The 18,794-nt window shown below is 63.5% G+C and carries 16 protein-coding genes and 1 pseudogene; 15 read left to right on the top strand and 2 right to left on the bottom strand.

Annotated elements, in window-relative coordinates:
* From AX692_RS20075 to mobA, 15 genes and pseudogenes are all read left to right on the top strand, one after another.
* A pseudogene (locus AX692_RS20075) lies at positions 1 to 305 on the top strand (methylase); the annotation flags it as partial.
* A 98-nt stretch (positions 306 to 403) separates the two neighbouring features.
* Positions 404 to 685 (top strand): type II toxin-antitoxin system RelE/ParE family toxin, encoded by a 282-nt coding sequence (locus AX692_RS07465; RefSeq protein WP_073975281.1) that lies wholly within the window; start codon positions 404 to 406, stop codon positions 683 to 685.
* A complete protein-coding gene (locus AX692_RS07470) occupies positions 685 to 987 on the top strand; it encodes a HigA family addiction module antitoxin (protein WP_058456848.1) in 303 nt (100 codons plus the stop codon). Before AX692_RS07465 ends, AX692_RS07470 begins: the two co-directional genes overlap by 1 nt.
* 230 nt (positions 988 to 1,217) lie before the next feature.
* Positions 1,218 to 1,850 (top strand): tyrosine-type recombinase/integrase, encoded by a 633-nt coding sequence (locus AX692_RS07475; protein ID WP_073975283.1) that lies wholly within the window; start codon positions 1,218 to 1,220, stop codon positions 1,848 to 1,850.
* A gap of 274 nt (positions 1,851 to 2,124) precedes the next feature.
* Positions 2,125 to 2,706: an ANTAR domain-containing response regulator gene (locus AX692_RS07480; RefSeq protein WP_066529975.1), complete on the top strand. Its 582-nt coding sequence runs from the start codon at positions 2,125 to 2,127 to the stop codon at positions 2,704 to 2,706.
* Positions 2,703 to 3,911, top strand: a complete 1,209-nt coding sequence (locus AX692_RS07485; RefSeq protein ID WP_066529973.1) for an ABC transporter substrate-binding protein — start codon at positions 2,703 to 2,705, stop codon at positions 3,909 to 3,911. Before AX692_RS07480 ends, AX692_RS07485 begins: the two co-directional genes overlap by 4 nt.
* A 206-nt stretch (positions 3,912 to 4,117) precedes the next feature.
* On the top strand, positions 4,118 to 5,557 hold the full coding sequence (locus AX692_RS07490; protein ID WP_066529972.1) for a CmpA/NrtA family ABC transporter substrate-binding protein: 1,440 nt from the start codon (positions 4,118 to 4,120) through the stop codon (positions 5,555 to 5,557).
* Between the two features lie 37 nt (positions 5,558 to 5,594).
* Positions 5,595 to 6,659 carry an ABC transporter permease gene (locus AX692_RS07495; RefSeq protein WP_066529970.1) on the top strand — a complete coding sequence of 355 codons (1,065 nt, stop codon included), beginning with the start codon at positions 5,595 to 5,597 and terminating at the stop codon, positions 6,657 to 6,659.
* A gap of 10 nt (positions 6,660 to 6,669) precedes the next feature.
* Entirely contained in the window at positions 6,670 to 8,355 is a 1,686-nt protein-coding gene (locus AX692_RS07500) for an ABC transporter ATP-binding protein (protein WP_066529968.1), read from the top strand.
* 161 nt (positions 8,356 to 8,516) lie between these two features.
* Entirely contained in the window at positions 8,517 to 9,728 is a 1,212-nt protein-coding gene (locus AX692_RS07505; protein WP_066530003.1) for a hypothetical protein, read from the top strand.
* 36 nt (positions 9,729 to 9,764) lie between these two features.
* Positions 9,765 to 12,284: a nitrite reductase large subunit NirB gene (gene nirB / locus AX692_RS07510; protein ID WP_066650432.1), complete on the top strand. Its 2,520-nt coding sequence runs from the start codon at positions 9,765 to 9,767 to the stop codon at positions 12,282 to 12,284.
* On the top strand, positions 12,281 to 12,622 hold the full coding sequence (gene nirD / locus AX692_RS07515) for a nitrite reductase small subunit NirD (protein WP_066529964.1): 342 nt from the start codon (positions 12,281 to 12,283) through the stop codon (positions 12,620 to 12,622). Before nirB ends, nirD begins: the two co-directional genes overlap by 4 nt.
* Positions 12,623 to 12,633: 11 nt before the next feature.
* Positions 12,634 to 15,204, top strand: a complete 2,571-nt coding sequence (locus tag AX692_RS07520; RefSeq protein ID WP_066529961.1) for a nitrate reductase — start codon at positions 12,634 to 12,636, stop codon at positions 15,202 to 15,204.
* Entirely contained in the window at positions 15,201 to 16,037 is an 837-nt protein-coding gene (gene cobA / locus AX692_RS07525; RefSeq protein WP_081095201.1) for a uroporphyrinogen-III C-methyltransferase, read from the top strand. The genes AX692_RS07520 and cobA overlap by 4 nt, the downstream gene beginning before the upstream one ends.
* Positions 16,021 to 16,641 carry a molybdenum cofactor guanylyltransferase gene (mobA, locus tag AX692_RS07530; protein WP_066529959.1) on the top strand — a complete coding sequence of 207 codons (621 nt, stop codon included), beginning with the start codon at positions 16,021 to 16,023 and terminating at the stop codon, positions 16,639 to 16,641. The genes cobA and mobA overlap by 17 nt, the downstream gene beginning before the upstream one ends.
* Before the next feature lie 454 nt (positions 16,642 to 17,095).
* Here the strand turns inward: mobA and AX692_RS07535 are convergent, their stop codons facing one another.
* The gene (locus AX692_RS07535) at positions 17,096 to 17,539 is read right to left on the bottom strand and encodes a hypothetical protein (protein ID WP_073975103.1); all 444 of its coding nucleotides are present in this window, start codon (positions 17,537 to 17,539) and stop codon (positions 17,096 to 17,098) included.
* The coding region (locus AX692_RS07540; RefSeq protein WP_230960752.1) for a S1 family peptidase at positions 17,536 to 18,794 on the bottom strand (1,259 nt) is incomplete at its 5' end. The genes AX692_RS07540 and AX692_RS07535, both read right to left, overlap by 4 nt.

The raw sequence follows: 18,794 nt of genomic DNA on the forward strand, positions 1-18,794 counted from the left end.
AGCTCGATGTGGCAAAGCTGCTCGAGAAATTCGACATTGCCTCTACCGTTGAACTGAGTTCGGATACGATCATCAAGGCGCTCAGCGAAAGCCGGATCATCCCGATCAAGCGGCCGTTCGAGGCGACCATCAAATGTTCGCGTGTGGCAGGCGAGCAGCGCTACGAAATCGTCGGAGCGCCTGTCGATCAGCTCCCTTGGCTGAAGAGCATCGGATGCTTCACCGAAATTATCTCGTTTCGTACACGGGTTTTCATTCCGACAGCGACCGCTTCATCGGTTATCAGCGACCTGCTTCGCGTGTGAGTGCGTATTTTTGCAAGCTGCTGCTCCAATGACCGAGGTGTAGCCTCAGGGGTTACACCGCTGTTGACTCTTTGTGTAACTTGTGGGATTACACCTCCATGGAAATCGGAAGCATCCGCCACAAGGCGCTTCGCAGATTTGCTGAGACCGGGAAGCCAGCAGGGCTGATGGAGGCTGACCGGCTCCGTCGCATGCTGGCGTTCATTGCCTCGGTAGAGAGCCTGGACGAGCTGGCGGTGCCGCCGAATTTCGGGTTTCATCCCCTAACTGGCGACAGGGAGGGATACTTTGCCATGACGGTAACCCGAAACTGGCGGCTGACATTCACAATGATCGACGAACTCACCGTCGCTGATCTCGACCTGGAGGACTATCACTGATGGCTATCAAGCTCCATGACAGCTTCGCGATCCACCCGGGCCCTTGGTTGCTCGAAGAGATCGTGAAGCCTTACAACATGAATGTGTCGAGCACCGCAGATCATCTCAAGGTTACTCGGCCTGCGTTGAGCCGCTTGCTGAATGGCAGGGCTGCGCTGACCCCGGAGATGGCGATCCGGTTCGAGAAGGCATTTGGTGTTTCTGCCGCCACCATGCTGCGGATGCAGTCCGCCTATGATCTTGCGCAAGCCAAAGGCGGATCGGAGACGATTTCTATCGAGCGCGTGCGCGAGCCAGCATAGCAGGCTCAACTGGGTCGCCGGTGACCGCAGTAATGCCGAAACTCCATCCATTGGATGTCCAGCCCGCTTAAGAATGCGCCGACAGGCCAAGAGGTTATGATCTCGGACAGGGTCAGGCCAATTCTGTCCCGTTAAATTGCAGGGTCCCGATCCGTCGGCGCGATCAATGGCCAAATCACATTCATTTCCCGTTCTTTCCTCTAGGCCAATCAAGGCCATGGAGAAAGATGATGACCTATTCTCACTTCGACCCTGCCATGCAGAACCGCGTTGTGTGGAATGCCGGCAAAACCGTCGGCACAAAGCGGCCACTGACCCAGAAACAGATTTGGGCGATCCGCTTCTTCCTTGATCGCGAGGAGCGGCTCCGCGACCGCGCGCTGTTCGACCTGGCGATCGACAGCAAGCTGCGGGGCTGCGATCTCGTGAAGCTCAAGATCGGCGACCTCGTCGCCGGATCCGAAGTTCGCGACCGCGCAATGATCATTCAGCGGAAGACCGGACGGCCGGTGCAATTTGAAATCACTGCTGACGCCCGCTCGAGCCTCGCAACATGGCTGCTGCGACGTGGCGGCACCATCGATGATTTCGTGTTCCCAAGCAGGATCCATTCCGGTCAACCGATGAGCACGCGGCAGTATGCCCGGCTCGTCGATGAATGGGTCACCGCTGTCGGATTGCGGCGTGAAGACTACGGCACGCATTCCATGCGGCGCACCAAGGCGGCCATGATCTATCGGACAACGGGAAATCTGCGTGCGGTCCAGATCCTTCTGGGACATTCCAAGATCGAGAACACTGTCCGCTATCTCGGTGTCGACGTGGAGGACGCGCTAGTCCTCGCTGAGCGTATCGAAATCTGACCATCATGGCGGCCGTCGGGCAAGCTCCGATGGCCGCTTTCGGTGAAAAGCTGAGATCGCTGAACCGGCAACAAGTCGGTGGAATTCGGAATGGCAGCTTTGCATCCGCCAAATCCTGGGGAAGCGTATCGGAAACCGGGGGCAAGGATTTGCGGCCCTGTAGGCCTGCCTCGGTTGCATCGGGGCAGGCCGCAAGATCGCCAAAGGCGGCAAGGCAATCCTCTACCGCACTAAAGGCTTGCCATCACTCCATGCTGCATTGCACACAAGCGCCATGCGGATTGCGATTGTCGATGAAAGCGCCCCCCGGGCCTCGATTATCGAGGAAGGGCTGTCCGCGCTCGAGGGATGCGAGATCTTCACCCTCACCTCGCGCACCGGGCTGGTCGCACGCATCGCTGAGATCGCACCCGATGTCATCTTCATGGATCTCGGGAACCCCTCTCGCGATGTGCTTGAGGAATACTTCGCCGTCAGCCGTGCGCTCGATCATCCGATCGCCATGTTCGTCGATCGCAGCGATGACGACCAGATTGCCGCTTCGATCGACGCAGGCGTATCGACCTATGTGGTGGACGGGCTGTCGGCCCACCGGATCGCGCCCCTGCTCAAGATGACGATCCAGCGGTTTCATGCCTTCGCGCGGCTTCAGCATGAATTGGCCGAAGCGCAAGGCAAGCTCGCCGAGCGCGATACGATCGACAAGGCGAAGCGCATCCTGATGAAAACCAGGAACATCGGTGAGCCGGCGGCCTATGCCGAACTGCGCAAGAAGGCGATGTCGACCAACCGGCGCATCATCGACATCGCTGAAGCCGTCGTGACCGCGCATGAGCTGATGGGAGACGGGCAATGACCGAGCGGCTGACAATCGGGTTTCTGCCGCTGATCGATGCGTGCCTACCGATCCTGGCGCAGGAACATGGCTTTGCCGCAGAAGAGGGCCTTGAGCTGAGCTTCGTGCGCGATGTTTCGTGGGCGACGGTGTTGGACCGGCTGCTCTACGGGCACAGCGATGCGGCGCACATGCTGGCTCCTTTGGCGATCGCCACGACGCTGGGCCGCGGCCGGCCGGCGCAAAGCATTGCCGCGCCGTTTGTGCTGGGGCTCAATGGCAATGCCATTACGGTCTCGAACCGGCTTGCGCAGGAACTTGGGTGCGATGGCACGCTGTCCGATCCCACCGAACTTGGTGGGCGGCTGAGGGCGCTTGCGGCCCGGCGGCGCGATGCGGGGGAGCGGCTGCGCTTCGGGGTCGTCCATCGCTATTCCAGCCACAATTACATGCTGCGGTATTGGCTGGCCGGATGCGGCATCCGGCCCGATGTCGATATCGAGATCGTCACCGTCGCCCCGCCCTTCAGCGCCGACGCGCTGGCGGCGGGCGAGATCGATGGGTCGTGCGTGGGCGAGCCGTGGAATTCGATCGCAGTGGACAAGGGCGTGGGGCAAATCGTGCTCGCCACGGCGCAAATCTGGCGGCGCGGGGTGGAGAAGGTGCTGGCGCTGCGGACCGAGCGGCTGGAGGAAATCCGCCCGTCGGTCGAAGGGCTGATCCGCGCCATGCACCGGGCGGGCGAGCATTTTGTCGATCCGGCCAACTGGGAAACCAATGCCGCGATCCTCGCCCGGCCAGAATATTGCGATGCCTCCGCCACGCTGCTGCTTCGCGCGATCTCCGATCGGCTTGTGCTTAAGCAGGGCGAGGCGGCGCGGCACTATCCCGATTTCATGTTCCAGCACCGGGAAGCAGCGAATTTCCCATGGGTCAGCCAATCGGAATGGCTCTACAGCCAGCTGGTGCGCTGGGACGGGCTGGAATATGATGCCGGGCAGGCGAACGCCGCCGCGCGGGTGTTCCGCCCGGATGTTTATCGCAGCGCTCTGCGCGACATGCCGGGACAATTGCCGACGTCGAGCTCGAAGGTCGAAGGGAGCCTGTCGCAGGCGCTCGAAGCCCACACCCACGCGGGCACGATGCTTATGGAAAACAACACCTTTTTCGACGGCATCAGTTTCGATCCCGACCGCCTCCCGGAATATATTGCATCGCAAAAATGATGCTGCGGCGCAAAAGGGGGTTTGCGATTTCCATCAACTTGGGTTATTCGATTCGTACGCGAGACACGGCTCCGACGTAGGAATCGTACTCTCCCTCGCGTGATGCGAAAAATTTGTGGCAACGACGCCGCCCGTTTTGTCCCTGTCCGGGGATGCGACGAGGCGGCTTTTTTGCGTTCGATTTCGGGGCGAAAGGACCAATGACAATGACACCCACCCGGCACATCAAGGGGCACTTCTCATTCGACCGGCGCGGGCTGATCGCTGCGGTCCTAGCCAGTGTGGCGCTCGCCGGATGCGGGGCATCGGCGGATGGTTCGGGCGAGAATGTCGTGGCCGCAACGGTCGATGGCGCAATCGAGAAGCCCAACCTCAAGCTCGGCTTCATCAAGCTCACCGACATGGCGCCGCTCGCCATCGCCAAGGAGAAAGGCTTCTTTGCCGAGGAAGGCCTCAACGTCACGCTTGAGCCGCAGGCGAACTGGAAGGTGCTGCTCGATGGGGTGATCGCGGGACAGTTGGACGGGGCGCACATGCTCGCCGGGCAGCCGATTGCCGCGACCATTGGTTACGGGACCAAGGCCGATCTGATCGCGCCGCTCAGCCTCGATCTCAACGGCAATGCCATCACGGTGTCGAACAAGGTCTGGGGCATGATCGAACCGGGCCTGCCCAAGGATGCGGGCGGCAAGCCCACCCACCCGATCCCGGCCAGCGTGCTCAAGCCGGTCGTCGCCAAGTTTAAGGCCGAGGGCAAGCCCTTCAACATGGGCATGGTCTTCCCGGTCAGCACCCACAATTACGAAATCCGCTACTGGCTCGCCGCCGGGGGCCTCAACCCCGGCTACTACACCGAAGGTGATGTGCAGGGCGTGGTCGGGGCGGACGTCAAGCTGTCGGTCACCCCGCCGCCGCAGATGCCAGCAACCCTCGAAGCGGGCACGATCGAGGGTTACAGCGTGGGCGAGCCGTGGAACCAGGCGGCGGTCGCCAAGAAGATCGGCGTGCCGATTATCACCGATAACGAAATCTGGAACAACAACCCGGAGAAGGTGCTGGGTCTGCGCAAGGACTTTGCCGAAAAGAACCCCGCGACCACTGCTGCGCTGTTGCGCGCGATCATCAAGGCGCAAGCTTGGCTTGATGCTGACGGGGGCAAGAACCGCAAGGAAGCGGTCGAAATCCTCAGCCGCCCGAACTACGTGGGCGCCGATGCAGCGGTGATCGCGGCATCGATGACCGGGGTATTCACCTTCGCGCCGGGCGATACCCGCGAAGCCAAGGGCTTCAACATCTTCTTCGACAAGTATGCGGGCTACCCGTTCTATTCGGACGCGGTCTGGTATCTCACTCAGATGCGCCGCTGGGGGCAGATCGCCAGCGACAAGGACGACCAGTGGTATTTCGATACCGCCAAGGCGGTCTATCGCCCTGACCTTTACCTTGCCGCTGCCAAGAAACTGGTGGCCGATGGCAAGATCCCTGCGGACAGCGTCCCCGAAACCAACGGCTTTCGCGGCGAACAGGGCGGCTTCATTGATGGCGTCACCTTCGATGGCTCCAAGCCCAATGCCTATCTCGCCAAGTTCCCGATCGGCCTGAAGCAGGGCCAGAAGGTCACCGCAGCCGGTGTCACCGGCGGCTGATTTTGCCCGACATCCTTCCCTCTCGAGGATCCCCATCATGGCCACCGCATATGCACAACCCCTGTCCGATGCCTCAGAACCCGCGGACAAGACCGGCGCGGCATCAATGACCGCTCCGACCGATGACGAAGCTGCCGGAATGCCTGCGGAAAAGGCACCCGCTGGCAACCCGCTTGCGGCCAAGGTCAAGGAGCAGGCACTTGCCCTGCTGTGGCCGGTGATCGGGATTCTGGCGTTCCTCGGCGCATGGGCGCTGCTCGCTCCGCAGGTCGATACCTCGCTCGGCACGCTTCCCGGGCCGTTCGAGGTCGCCAAGGCAGGCGCGGGCCTCTACGGCGAATATGCCGCAGCCAACGATGCCGAAGCGGCCTTCTATGCCCAGCAGGAAGCCAGCAATGCCGCAGCAAGAGCATCGGGCAATGTCGCGGCGATCAGCGATTTCGAATATTCGGGATCGCCGACCTTCCTCGACCAGATCCTGACCTCGCTGAAGACCGTTGCCCTTGGCTTTGCGCTGGCAACGCTGCTGGCGGTGCCGATCGGGTTGATGGCGGGGCTGAGCAAGCGGTTCAACGCGGCGATCAACCCGCTGGTGCAGATCATGAAACCGGTCAGCCCGCTCGCCTGGCTGCCGATTGTCACGATGGTGATTTCGGCGATGATCACCAGCGCCGATCCGCTGCTGCCCAAGGCGTTTGTGATCTCGGCGCTGGTGGTGATGCTGTGTTCGCTGTGGCCGACACTGATCAACACGGCGGTCGGCACCAGTTCGATCGACAAGGACCTGCTCAATGTCGGCAAGGTGCTGCGGCTGGGCTGGTTCGACAAGCTGACCAAGCTCGTTCTGCCGGCATCGCTGCCCTATATCTTCACCGGTATGCGCCTGTCGCTGGGCGTGGGCTGGATGGTGCTGATCGCGGCGGAAATGCTCGCGCAGAACCCGGGCCTTGGCAAGTTCGTGTGGGACGAGTTCCAGAACGGTTCTTCGCAGAGCCTCGCGCGGATCATGTTCGCGGTGATCGTGATCGGGCTGATCGGCTTCCTGCTCGACCGGGTGATGATGGCGCTGCAAGGCCTCGTCTCCAAGAACCGCACGGTCTGAGGAGGCGGGCATGAGCGACACTCCATTCCTTTCCCTGCGCGGCCTTACCAAGTCCTATGTCGGCAAGACCGGCGGCGTCACCGAGGTGCTGGGCGGCATCGACCTTGATGTGGCCGAGGGCGAGTTCGTGGCGATCCTCGGCTTTTCCGGGGCAGGCAAAACCACGCTGATCAGCGCGCTCGCCGGGCTGGTGGAGCCGGACGGCGGCACCATGACCTTGCGGGGCAAGCCGATTGACGGGCCTGACCGGGAACGGGGCCTCGTCTTCCAGTCCTATTCGCTGTTCCCTTGGCTTACGGTCGAAGGCAACGTGACACTCGCGGTCGATGCGGTCCACAAGACCCGCAGCAAGGCCGAACGCCGCGCGCTGGTGCGCCAGAAGGTCGAGCTGGTCGGGCTCGGCCACGCAATGGACCGCAAGCCCGCGCAGCTTTCGGGCGGGATGCGTCAACGGGTCGCGGTGGCGCGCGCACTGGCGATGGAGCCCGAAATCCTGCTGCTGGACGAGCCGCTCTCGGCGCTCGACGCGCTCACCCGCGCAAAACTGCAGGACGAGATCGAGCGTATTCGCAAGGAGGAGGGCCGCACCATCCTGCTTGTCACCAATGATGTGGACGAGGCCTTGTTGCTGGCAGACAGGGTGGCGGTGCTGACTCCGGCACCGGCCGCGCGGATCGGTCAGATCTGGCAAGTCGATGTGGCGCGCCCGCGCGACCGCGAAGGGGTCAACGCCGATGCCACCTACCAGCGGCTGCGCAAGGAGATCGTCGACTATCTCGGCGCGCTGAATGAGCAGAGCGGCAGCGTGGGCGAAAGCACGGTTGCCCTGCCCAATGTCACCCCGCTCGACCTTGCGCCCCCGCCGCAGGCCTATCGCGATGCGGCCCGCAGTGCGGTCGACAAGCGCTATCTGGAGTTTTTCCGGCTCGACAAGGTCTACCCCACCCCCAAGGGCCCGCTGAAGGTGGTCGAGGATTTCAACCTGCTGATGGACCGGGGCGAGTTCATCTCGCTGATCGGCCATTCGGGCTGCGGCAAATCGACTGTGCTGTCGATGGCGGCAGGCCTCAATGCGATCAGCGGCGGCGGGATCGTGCTCGACAACCGCGAGATCACCGCCGCAGGGCCCGACAAGGCGGTGGTGTTCCAGGCCCCCAGCCTGATGCCCTGGCTGACCGCGCGCGAGAATGTCGCGCTGGGGGTGGAGCGGGTTTACCCCCACGCCGCCAAGGCCGAGCGGGCCGACATCATCGATTACTATCTCGACCGGGTCGGCCTTGGCGATGCCACGGACAAGATGGCCGCCGAAATGTCGAACGGGATGCGCCAGCGGGTTGGCATCGCGCGCGCCTTCGCGCTTTCACCGCGGCTGCTGCTGCTTGATGAGCCCTTCGGGATGCTCGACAGCCTTACGCGCTGGGATTTGCAGGACGTGCTGGTCGAAACCTGGAACCGCACCAAGGTGACCGCGATCATGGTGACCCATGACGTGGACGAGGCGATTCTGCTGGCTGACCGGGTGGTGATGATGACCAACGGGCCGCGCGCCACGATCGGCAAGATCCTGACGGTCGACCTGCCTCGCCCGCGCAATCGCAAGGAGCTGCTCGAACACCCGCAGTTCTACCAATACCGGCAGGAGGTGCTGCATTTCCTTGCCGAATATGACCACGGCCCGGCGACCAAAGCTGCCTGACCGGGCCCACCGCTTCCACGTGGTGAGTTGCGGCAATGGCGCCGCGCTCTGTCAGCCACGCCTCTCCGGCGGCCCGCATGGGTCACCACTGTTCGGGCAACGATGCTCGGCTTCCCGTTAGCACGATGCGACCGCTCAACGGCGGCGCAAAGGGGGTCTTGATGCGTTCGAAATTTCTCGCCTGTGCCGCTGTCCTTGCCGTCACTTCCACGCCCGCGCTGGCCGGGCCACTTGCCCCGCAGAAGATCGGCGAGGATGTTACTCTGGACCCGATTGTCGATGCGCGGCTGCGGCTGGAAACCAATGACCAGTCGAACTTCCCGGACACCGCCACCTCGATCACGGTCCACACCCGCCTGGGGGCGGAGCTGAAGGCAAAAGGCTTCTCGCTGATTGCCGAGGGCGAGTTCACCCGCGCACTGGAGGATGATTTCAACGACACCATCCCCGGCAACGGGGTGGAGCCCTTCCCCGTCATCGCCGATCCCGACACGACCGAGCTCAACCGGCTCAGCATCGGCTATGCCGCCAAGGATTTCTCCGCCACCGTGGGCCGCCAGCGGATCATCCACGAGAACGCGCGCTTCATCGGCAACGTCATCTGGCGGCAGAACGAGCAGACCTTCGATGCAGTGCGCGCGATCGGCAAGCTCGGCCCGGTCGAGATCGACCAGACCTATGCCATCAGCCAGCGCACGATCTTCGGATCGAAGAGCCCGAACCAGGAATTCGAAGGCGATTTCCTGTTAACCAAGGTCGCCGCCGTGTTCGATCCGGTGCGCATCGTCGCCTTCCGCTACGAGTATGATTACGACACCCGCCTTGCCTTTTCGAGCCAGACCTATGGCGCGACCGTCACCGCGACGATCCCGGCCGGCAAGGCCAAGATCGGCCTGAAGGGCGGCTACGCCAACGAGCGCGATACCGGGCGTAACCCGGTCAATTTCAGCGCGGATTACTTCCTCGCCGAAGGCAGCGTGGCCTACGCGGGCTTCACCTTGCGCGCCCAGTATGAAGAGCTGGGCAGCGATGGCGGGCGCGCCGCGTTCCAGACCCCGCTCGCCACGGCCCACGCCTTCCAAGGCTATGCCGACCTGTTCCTCATCACCCCGGCGGGTGGCGTGCGCGACAGCAACGTCCGCCTTTCGAAGAAGTTCGCGATCAAGGGCTTGCCCAGCGGCTTGACCGTAGAGGCGACCTATCACGAATTCGACAGCGACTTCGGCGGGCTGGATTACGGCACCGAAGTCGACGGTGTGGTGAGCTTCAAGATCGGCGATGTCGGCCTGCTGGCGAAATACGGCAACTACCAGACCCAAGGCTTCGGCCCCGACACCACCCGCTTCACCCTCCAGGCCGAAGTCAGCTTCTGAGCCCGGCGCTCTGCCCCGCATCAACGGAGAACCCAAGTGAACCTGCAAACCAGCATCCCGGCACCCCGCCACGCTGACGCCAAGGAACGGCTTGTCGTGATCGGCAACGGCATGGCCGGGTGCCGCGCGGTGGAGGAAATCCTCGCGCTCGAACCGGACCGCTGGGCGATCACGATCTTCGGGGCAGAGCCAAGGGTCAATTACAATCGCATCATGCTCTCCCCCGTGCTGGCGGGAGAGAAGAGCTTCGATGAGATCGTGATCAACACCGCCGAATGGTATGCCGACAATGGCATCACTCTCGTCAGCGGCGATCCGGTGGTGCATATTGATCGCGCCGCACAGCAGGTGGTCTCGCGCGGCGGGCGGATCGAAAGCTATGATCGGCTGCTGATCGCCACGGGGTCTGATCCGTTTGTGATCCCGGTGCCGGGCAAGGATCTGCCCGGCGTCGTCACCTTCCGCGATCTTGACGATGTCGAGACGATGCTCGCCGCGGCCGAGACCAGCAGCAGGGCGGTGGTGATCGGCGGCGGATTGCTCGGGCTCGAAGCGGCGCACGGTCTCAGCTTGCGCGGCATGGCAGTGACGGTCGTTCACCTGATGCCCACCCTGATGGAACGCCAGCTCGACGAGGCGGCGGGCTATCTCCTCAAGTCCGAGCTGGAAGGCCGGGGGATGACGATCCTGACCGGTGCGGACACCGCCGAAATCATCGAACAGGACGGGCGCGTGGGCGGCGTCCGATTGAAGGACGGCACCGAAATCCCCGCCGATCTGGTGGTCATGGCGGTCGGCATCCGGCCCAACGGCACTCTCGCCAAGGCCAGCGGGCTGGCGGTCGAGCGCGGGATCATCGTCGATGACGACATGGTCACCAGCGATCCGGCGATCCTTGCCGTGGGCGAATGCGTGCAGCATCGCGGGGCGTGCTACGGCCTTGTCGCGCCGATCTGGGAGATGTGCCGCGCGCTCGCCGCAGGGCTGGCCGCCAGCCCCAAGGGCTATGAAGGCTCGGTCACCTCGACCAAGCTCAAGGTCTCGGGCGTCGATGTCTTCTCCGCCGGCGACTTCAGCGGTGGCGAGGGATGCGAGGACATTGTCCTGCGCGATGCAGCGCGTGGGATTTACAAGCGCGTGGTGGTGAAGGACGACCGCGTCGTCGGCGCGGTGCTGTATGGCGATACGCAGGACGGCAACTGGTATTTCGATCTGCTCCGGCAGCAGCAGGACGTCTCCGACATCCGCGAGGCGCTGATCTTCGGGCAGGCCTTCGCCGCCGGGGGCGCGCTCGCGGACCCTAACGCCGCCGTTGCAGCACTTTCGGACGACGCAGAAATCTGCGGCTGCAACGGCGTGTCCAAGGGCAAGGTGGTCGCCTGCATCACCGGCGGCGCGGCGAGCCTCGATGCGGTGCGCGCCGGGTGCAAGGCGTCAGCCAGCTGCGGATCGTGCACGGACCTCGTCGAACGCCTGCTCGCGCTGACGCTGGGCGACGGGGTCGAGGAAAGCGCCAAGACGCTGTGCGGCTGCACCAGCTTCGGCCACGATGACGTGCGCCCCGCGATCGTGGAGCGCGGATTCCGGTCGATCCCGCAGGTCATGCAGGAACTCCACTGGTCGACCCCGGATGGCTGCTCCAAGTGCCGCCCAGCGCTCAATTACTACCTGCTGTGCGCGTGGCCCGGCGAATATGTCGACGATCAGAAAAGCCGCTTCGTCAACGAGCGGATGCACGCCAACATCCAGAAGGATGGCACCTATTCGGTCGTCCCGCGCATGTGGGGCGGGATCACCAATCCGCGCGAGCTGCGCGCGATTGCCGACGTGGTCGAGAAATACGACGCGCGCATGGTCAAGGTCACGGGCGGCCAGCGGCTCGACATTTTCGGGATCAAAAAGGAAGATCTGCCCGCCGTCTGGGCTGACCTGAACGCCGCCGGGATGGTCTCGGGCCACGCCTATGGCAAGAGCCTGCGCACGGTGAAGACCTGCGTCGGCAGCGAATGGTGCCGGTTCGGCACGCAGGATTCGACCGGGCTCGGGGTCAAGCTCGAACAGATGAGCTGGGGCAGCTGGATGCCGCACAAGTTCAAGATGGCAGTGAGCGGCTGCCCGAGGAATTGCGCCGAGGCGACGATCAAGGATTTCGGCGTGGTCTGCGTCGACAGCGGCTATGAACTCCACATCGGCGGCAATGGCGGGATCAAGGTGCGCGCCACCGATCTGCTCACCCGGGTCGCGACGGAGGAAGAAGCGCTCGAACACTGTGCCGCCTTCGTCCAGCTTTACCGCGAGGATGCCTGGTATCTGGAACGCACCGCGCCGTGGTTGGAGCGCAAGGGTCTCGAATGGATCAAGGCGCAGCTTTACGATGATCCGGGGGCAGTGAAGGCGCTCGCTGCGCGGTTCCACTATTCGCAGCAGTTCATGCAGGACGACCCCTGGGCGCAGCGCGCGGCTGGCGACAGGGCGGACCTGCACAGCCATGTCGGGCGGATCACCGCCGGGCCGCCCGCTGACGGCATCCTTAAGGCGATGGAGCCGGCGAAATGAGCGCGGACTGGGTGAGCGTGTGCGCGGTTGGTGCGATTGAGCCGGGCATGGCGGGAACCGTGCCGGTCGAGGGCGCGGAGGAAATCGCGATCTTCCACACCATCGGCGGGGCGTTCTATGCGCTGGTCAACAAGTGCCCGCACAAGGGCGGCCCGCTGTCGCAAGGCATCGTCCACGGCGACAGCGTCTCGTGCCCGCTGCACAACTGGCGCATTTCGCTGCAATCGGGCGAGGCATTGGGCGGGGACAAAGGCTGCACGCCGACCATCCCGCTCAAGGTCGAAGACGGGATGATCTGGCTCGACCGGGCGGCGATCATGGCGCGGGCCGGGGCCTGAGGGGCAAGGCGGTGGCTCCGATCAAGACCACCTGTGCCTATTGCGGCGTCGGCTGCGGGATCGCGGCCGAGGTGACCGGCCCGCGCGCCGTTACCATCCGGGGCGATACCGACCACCCCGCCAATCGCGGTGCTCTATGTTCCAAGGGCACGCATCTGGGCGAGACAGTCGCGCTGGAGGGGCGGCTGCTCCACCCAATGATCGGCAACCAGCGCGTCAGCTGGGACCATGCCACTGCCGAAGTCGCAGCGCGCCTCAAGGCCTGCATTGCCGAACATGGGCCGGACAGCGTTGCCTTCTATGTCTCGGGCCAGCTTTTGACCGAGGATTACTACGTCGCCAACAAGCTGATGAAGGGCTTCATCGGTTCGGGGAATATCGACACCAATTCGCGCCTTTGCATGGCGAGCGCGGTGGCCGCGCACAGCCGCGCCTTCGGCGAGGATGTGGTGCCCTGCACCTATGACGATCTCGATGCTGCCGATCTGATCCTGCTGGTGGGCTCCAACACCGCATGGTGCCACCCGGTCATCTGGCAGCGGATCGAGCGCGCGCGTGAGGCGCATGGCACCCGGTTGGTGGTGATCGACCCGCGCCGCACCGAAACCGCCGAGCGCGCCGATCTCCACATCCCGATCGCCCCCGATGGCGATGTCGCGCTGTTCGATGCGCTGCTCGCCAGCCTTGCGGTTGATCGCGCTGGCGTGGAGGCGCGCTGCGAGGTGCCCGATGGCTTCTGGGACAACCGCTCGGCCGAGCACGGGATCGACCCGCAGCTGATTGCCGATCTGCTGGCGATGGTCGCTGCCTCTGATCGCATGATCACCCTGTTCAGCCAGGGCGCGAACCAATCGCGCAGCGGGACTGACAAGGGCAATGCGATCATCAACCTCCACCTTGCCACCGGGCACATCAACCGGCCCGGCGCGGGGCCGTTCAGCATCACCGGCCAGCCCAATGCCATGGGCGGGCGCGAGGTCGGGGGGCTGGCCAATATGCTCGCCTGCCATCTGGGCTTTTCGGATGAGGAGCGCGCGGCGGTCAGCGCTTTCTGGCAGACTGACCGGCTCGCCAAGGGGCCCGGCCTCAAGGCGGTTGATCTGTTCGAGGCCGTGCACCGGGGCGAGGTCAAATTCATCTGGATCATGGCCACCAACCCGGCGGTGTCCATGCCCGATGCGGGCCGGGTTCGCGAGGCGCTTGCCGGTTGCGAGACGGTGGTGGTCTCCGATGTGCTGGAGGATACCGACACCGCGCGCTTCGCGCATATCCGCCTGCCCGCGCTGGGCTGGGGGGAGAAGGATGGCACCGTCACCAATTCGGAACGCGTGATCAGCCGCCAGCGCGCATTGTTCGAAGCGCCGGGTGAAGCGCGCGCCGACTGGCGGATCATCGCCGATGTCGCCGCTGCGATGGGCCACGGCGCGGCCTTCGATTACCCGAACGCAGCCAGCGTGTTCCGCGAATATGCCGCCATGACCGCCCTCGCCGCCGCGCGCGGGCGCAAGCTTGATCTGAGCGCGCAGGCCGATCTCTCTGACGCCGCCTATGAGGCCATGCAGCCCTTGCGCTGGGGCGGCGCGCATCCCCTGGCCGATGGCTACCCGACGCCCACCGGCAAGCCCCGGCTGATCGCCCTCACCCCGCCCGCGCCGCGCGTGCCTGATGCCGCCTTTCCTCTCCGCCTCAACACCGGGCGGTATCGCGATCAGTGGCACACCATGACCCGCACCGGACTCAGCGCGAAGCTCGCCCATCACCGGCGTGAGCCGCTGGTCGAAATCAACCCTGCCGATGCCGCCGCTGCCGGGATTGCCGAGGGCGATCTGTGCAAGGTCACGACCCCGGCGGGCACCAGCCTCTACCGTGCCACGTTGAGCGCAGGGCAGGGGCGCGGCGGGCTGTTTGTGCCGATGCACTGGACCGACCTGACCGCCGCACCGCACACCGGACGCACCGGCAGGCTCGCCAGCGCCGACACTGATCCGCTCTCGGGCCAGCCCGGCTTCAAGGATACACCGGCTCGCATCGCGCGCGCTGACCTCGCCTGGCGCGGCTTCCTGGTGGAGCGCGCGCCGCTTGCCACCCCCGATTGCGACTACTGGGTGCGCTCGCGGGTGGAGCATGGCTGGCTCTATGAACTCGGCGGCATCGAAGAGGCTGACCCTGATGCCCTCCTCCCCCAAGGCACCCGCAGCGAAGTGGCCTACGCCGCCAAGGGCATGCGGCGCTTTGCCGTGTGCGATGATGCCGGGATGCTCACCGCCGCGCTGTTCATCACCCGCAAGGGAGCGCTGCCGCCGCGCGAATGGATCGCCGCCCAGCTCGGCGCGCCGGTGGCAGACCCTGTTGCCATGCTTGCCGGTCGCCCGCGTGAGGCGGGGCCGGATCGCGGCGCCATCATCTGCGTGTGTCACGATGTCGGTGAAGGCGAAATCACCGCCGCCATGGCGGGCGGCGCTGCGACCGTCGCTTGCATCGGCAATGCCACTCGTGCGGGCACCAATTGCGGATCATGCCGCCCGCACATCGCGCGGATGATCGCGGACGCGCAGCTTGATCTGAAGGAGGCCGCAGAATGACGATGCACGCCGATTTTCCGGCAGGATCGGTCTGGCTGGTGGGTGCAGGGCCGGGCGATCCAGAGCTTTTGACCCGCAAGGCCGAACGTCTGATCAGGGCCGCTGACATCGTCTTCCACGATGCCTTGGTGAGCGAGGCGGTGCTGGCACTGGTGCCGCCCGATGTCGAACGCATCAGCGTCGGCAAGCGGGCGGGCAGGCATTCGGCCCCGCAGCCGCTGATCTGCGCTTCTGTCGTGAAGGCCGCCCTGTCAGGTCAGCGAGTCGTCCGGTTGAAGGGGGGCGATCCGTCAATCTTCGGCCGCGCGACCGAGGAGATCGAAGCCTGCCGCGATGCCGGCGTCACAGTTCAGGTTTGTGCCGGTGTCACCACCGCCAGTGCAGCGGCCGCTTCGCTGGTAGCCTCGCTAACCTTGCGCGGGCTCGCCCGGCGGCTGGTGTTCGTCACTGCCCACACCCAGCGCGGCGCGGTGCCCGATCTCGATTGGCAGGCGCTCGCCGATCCCGAAGCGACACTGGCGGTCTATATGGGCAAGGATGCCGCCCCGCATATCGCCAGGGGCTTGCGCGATGCGGGCCTTGCCGCCGACACACCCGTCATCCTGATCGAGAACGTCAGCCTGCCTCATGAGCGACAGTTTGCCACCGACCTCGCCATGTTGCCACTGGCGGCCCGCACCGTTCTCGGCGATGGCCCGGCGATGATCCTGATCGGCAAGGCCATGCAAGCCGTGCACCCGGTCGCCCAAGGCAAGGAATCTGGTTCTACGCTGGCCGCCAAGGTACAGGACATGTTGCAAGTGCATGGGTCGGTGGGTGGGCAGGATCTCTGAAGTCGGTGTCTGCATTCTTGCCGGAGGAGCCTCGCGCAGGTTCGGGGCCAACAAGGCTTTCGCCGATCTGCACGGCAAGCCGTTGCTGGAACATGTCATCGACCGGATCCGCGCTCAGACGACCGGGCCGATGATCATCAACGCCAACGATCTTGATCAGTACGCGCGATTTGGTCTGAAGGTCATCGCCGACGATCAATGGCCCGAAGCAGGTCCGCTCGCCGGAGTGTATGCGGCGATGTCTTGGGCGAGAGATGTCGGGCTTGATCAGGTCGTCACGGTGGCCGTCGATCAGCCGCATCTGCCAATGGACTTCGTCGCCACTCTTTTGCGAACCGGCGCCCCGGCCATTGCCGCGTCCCTTGGGCGGCCGCACCCTGTCAACGCCTTGTGGCCCGCCAATGATCTTGGCGCGCTTCATGACTATTTGGCCTCGGGAAAACGTTCGGTGTTCGGTTGGGCCGAAAGCTGCCAAGCACGGGTCGCAGAATTTCAGGCATCGCCGGATGCGATTGACCCATTTCTGAATGTGAACACCCCCGATGACCTTCGCGCTGCCGAGCAGGCTTCTGTCGCGCACAGAACCGCAATCGGACCGCCATAAGCTGAGACATGCCCCAACATCCGAGCGCTTTAGTGACCGATATGGGGTCGCTTTGAGAATTTCCGCTCTTGGCAACCGGGCGGGCCATAGCTGCCGGGCAGGTATCAGGATCCCGCGGCGGCGCCGCTCTTGGCCGGTCGTGGGTGGTTTTGCGACTGGCAAGTTTTGGTGGGCTGACCTAAGAAAAGCTGCCATATTCACCCAGGAATGGCGCGACCTCATAGGACGTGCCCGCGAACAGCTCACTCTTCTTGGCTTCGTCAAAAAGCTCCACCGAGCCCCTGCGGGTCTTGGCCTTGCTGGGTGACGATCGATTGGCGGGCAGGAGTGCCTCTCCTCAAAAGTCCCATCCTCCCACGCGCTCCCCGCTATGCGTTAAGGATCCTGAGGTTCGCTTCGCCCACCGACAGCCTGCTTGCCAGCGACGTTTTCGTTAGGAAGTCCAATTCAGGCCTCAACTGCCGATGTAAAGGCGCTTGAGATTGCAGGCAGGCGGGGCGTTCAATACCAGATCGTTCGCGCTAATTGCTCTTTCCCCACCACCGATCTCGATCGCGCTGCCGATTTCGATGCGACGATCGCCGATGACCAAGCTGTTTTCGGAGGCGCTTATAGATGCAGACTGCAGAAAGACCGGAAGCAGCACCTCGGCGGAGGTGCGAAACAGAAGGCACCCGTCAGCCACCTCGAACCGTCCGCCAAACAACGCCGCGGGCGGCGGGCCTCCAGTACCTACCCGGCGCGCGATGAAAATGTTTGTCGTGCTGGTCGAGTTGGGTTCCGGTGCGGAAGCGACAGTGGTCTCTGTCACCGCCTCGCTTGTTGGCGTGGGCGCGCAAGCGGCCGACGCCCCTGACATGGCAAGCACGCCCATCTTCAATAGGAGATTGGCCCTCATTGCCCAACTTCCACGGTCAGCAGTTGCTGATCATCGATATAGTCAATCGGCATGTGAATCAGTTTACAGTCGGAAATGTTGTAGGGGCTGACGCCCTCCATGGTCTGAAGGCAGGGCTTCTCATCGCCGCTGGGATAAGAGGCCGGTGTGGGATCGTAGATTGTCGCTCCTCCAATAATGCCCGATGCCTTCACAGTCCCGGTTGAAGTGGGCTGCGTAAACACCGCGCCGCCTGAGTCTCCTGCCGTTGCGTAAATATAAGCCGCAGACTTCCCGGTCTCGATGAAACCCTTGGCACCGTTCCAAGTGTAATACCCATGCGTGATTTCGCCGCAGGTCAGACCCGTGGAATGCCCGGATTTGCACATGACCTGACCAACCGTCTGATCGTAATATCCCCAAGTGCCGACGACCTTGAAATACCCATTCGCAGCATAGCCCGCGATCACGTTCTTGGCACCATCCTTGGTGAAATCGTCAGTGGCCGTAAAACCCTTGAAAGCGATCTTGCCCGTGCCGTTTTCGTAAAACACCCATGGTCCGGTCGCCAATCCATCGGTGCGGTGGAACTGGTAATCATATTTGGTGTTCGGCGCGTTCCATTCGGCCTGCGGCGCGGTAAGCGAAACCCAATGGTCTGCCGTGGTTTTCGTAAAGAAAATCCGCGGGGTGTTGGGACAATGACCGGCGGTGAGAATGCCTTGTCGGTTAAGATTGTCACGCGCGTTGAAAGCGAAACTGCAGCGGTACGCCGCAGGGTCGGCAGTGCTGTCGGAGAACCACCACCCGGCGTAGATACCTTCGCCTGCCTGATAGCCGGTAGCCTGCATTTTCTTAGGCACATTGCCTTTGCGCACCACGATGAACGATTGCAAATCTTGCGGCAACGCCGCTCTGATCGCACCGATCCCGGTATCTAGATCGGCCTCGATGACCAGATTGTCCCCGCGATGTTCATAATACGACACATATTCGATGCCCAAGGACGCGATCGCGGCATTGGCCCGGTCGATCAGCTGCTCAAGCTCGGTGACCGAATGACGAACATTCTTGATCTGCACGAAGCGTCGCATCGAGGGAGCGACAGTGTCACGAACGGTTTGGCGCGCCTCGGCATTCTTGAATGCCACAATGATGCGGTAGACCGGTTCGTGTTCGATCCAGACGCCACCGAAATCACTGGGATATTGCTCGGCCAAGGGGCTCTGTTGCAAACTCTGATGCGGTTGCCAAGGTTGGGCCCTTGGGTTGGTAA

It is taken from the genome of Erythrobacter donghaensis (assembly GCF_001557325.1).
Classification (GTDB): domain Bacteria; phylum Pseudomonadota; class Alphaproteobacteria; order Sphingomonadales; family Sphingomonadaceae; genus Erythrobacter; species Erythrobacter donghaensis_B.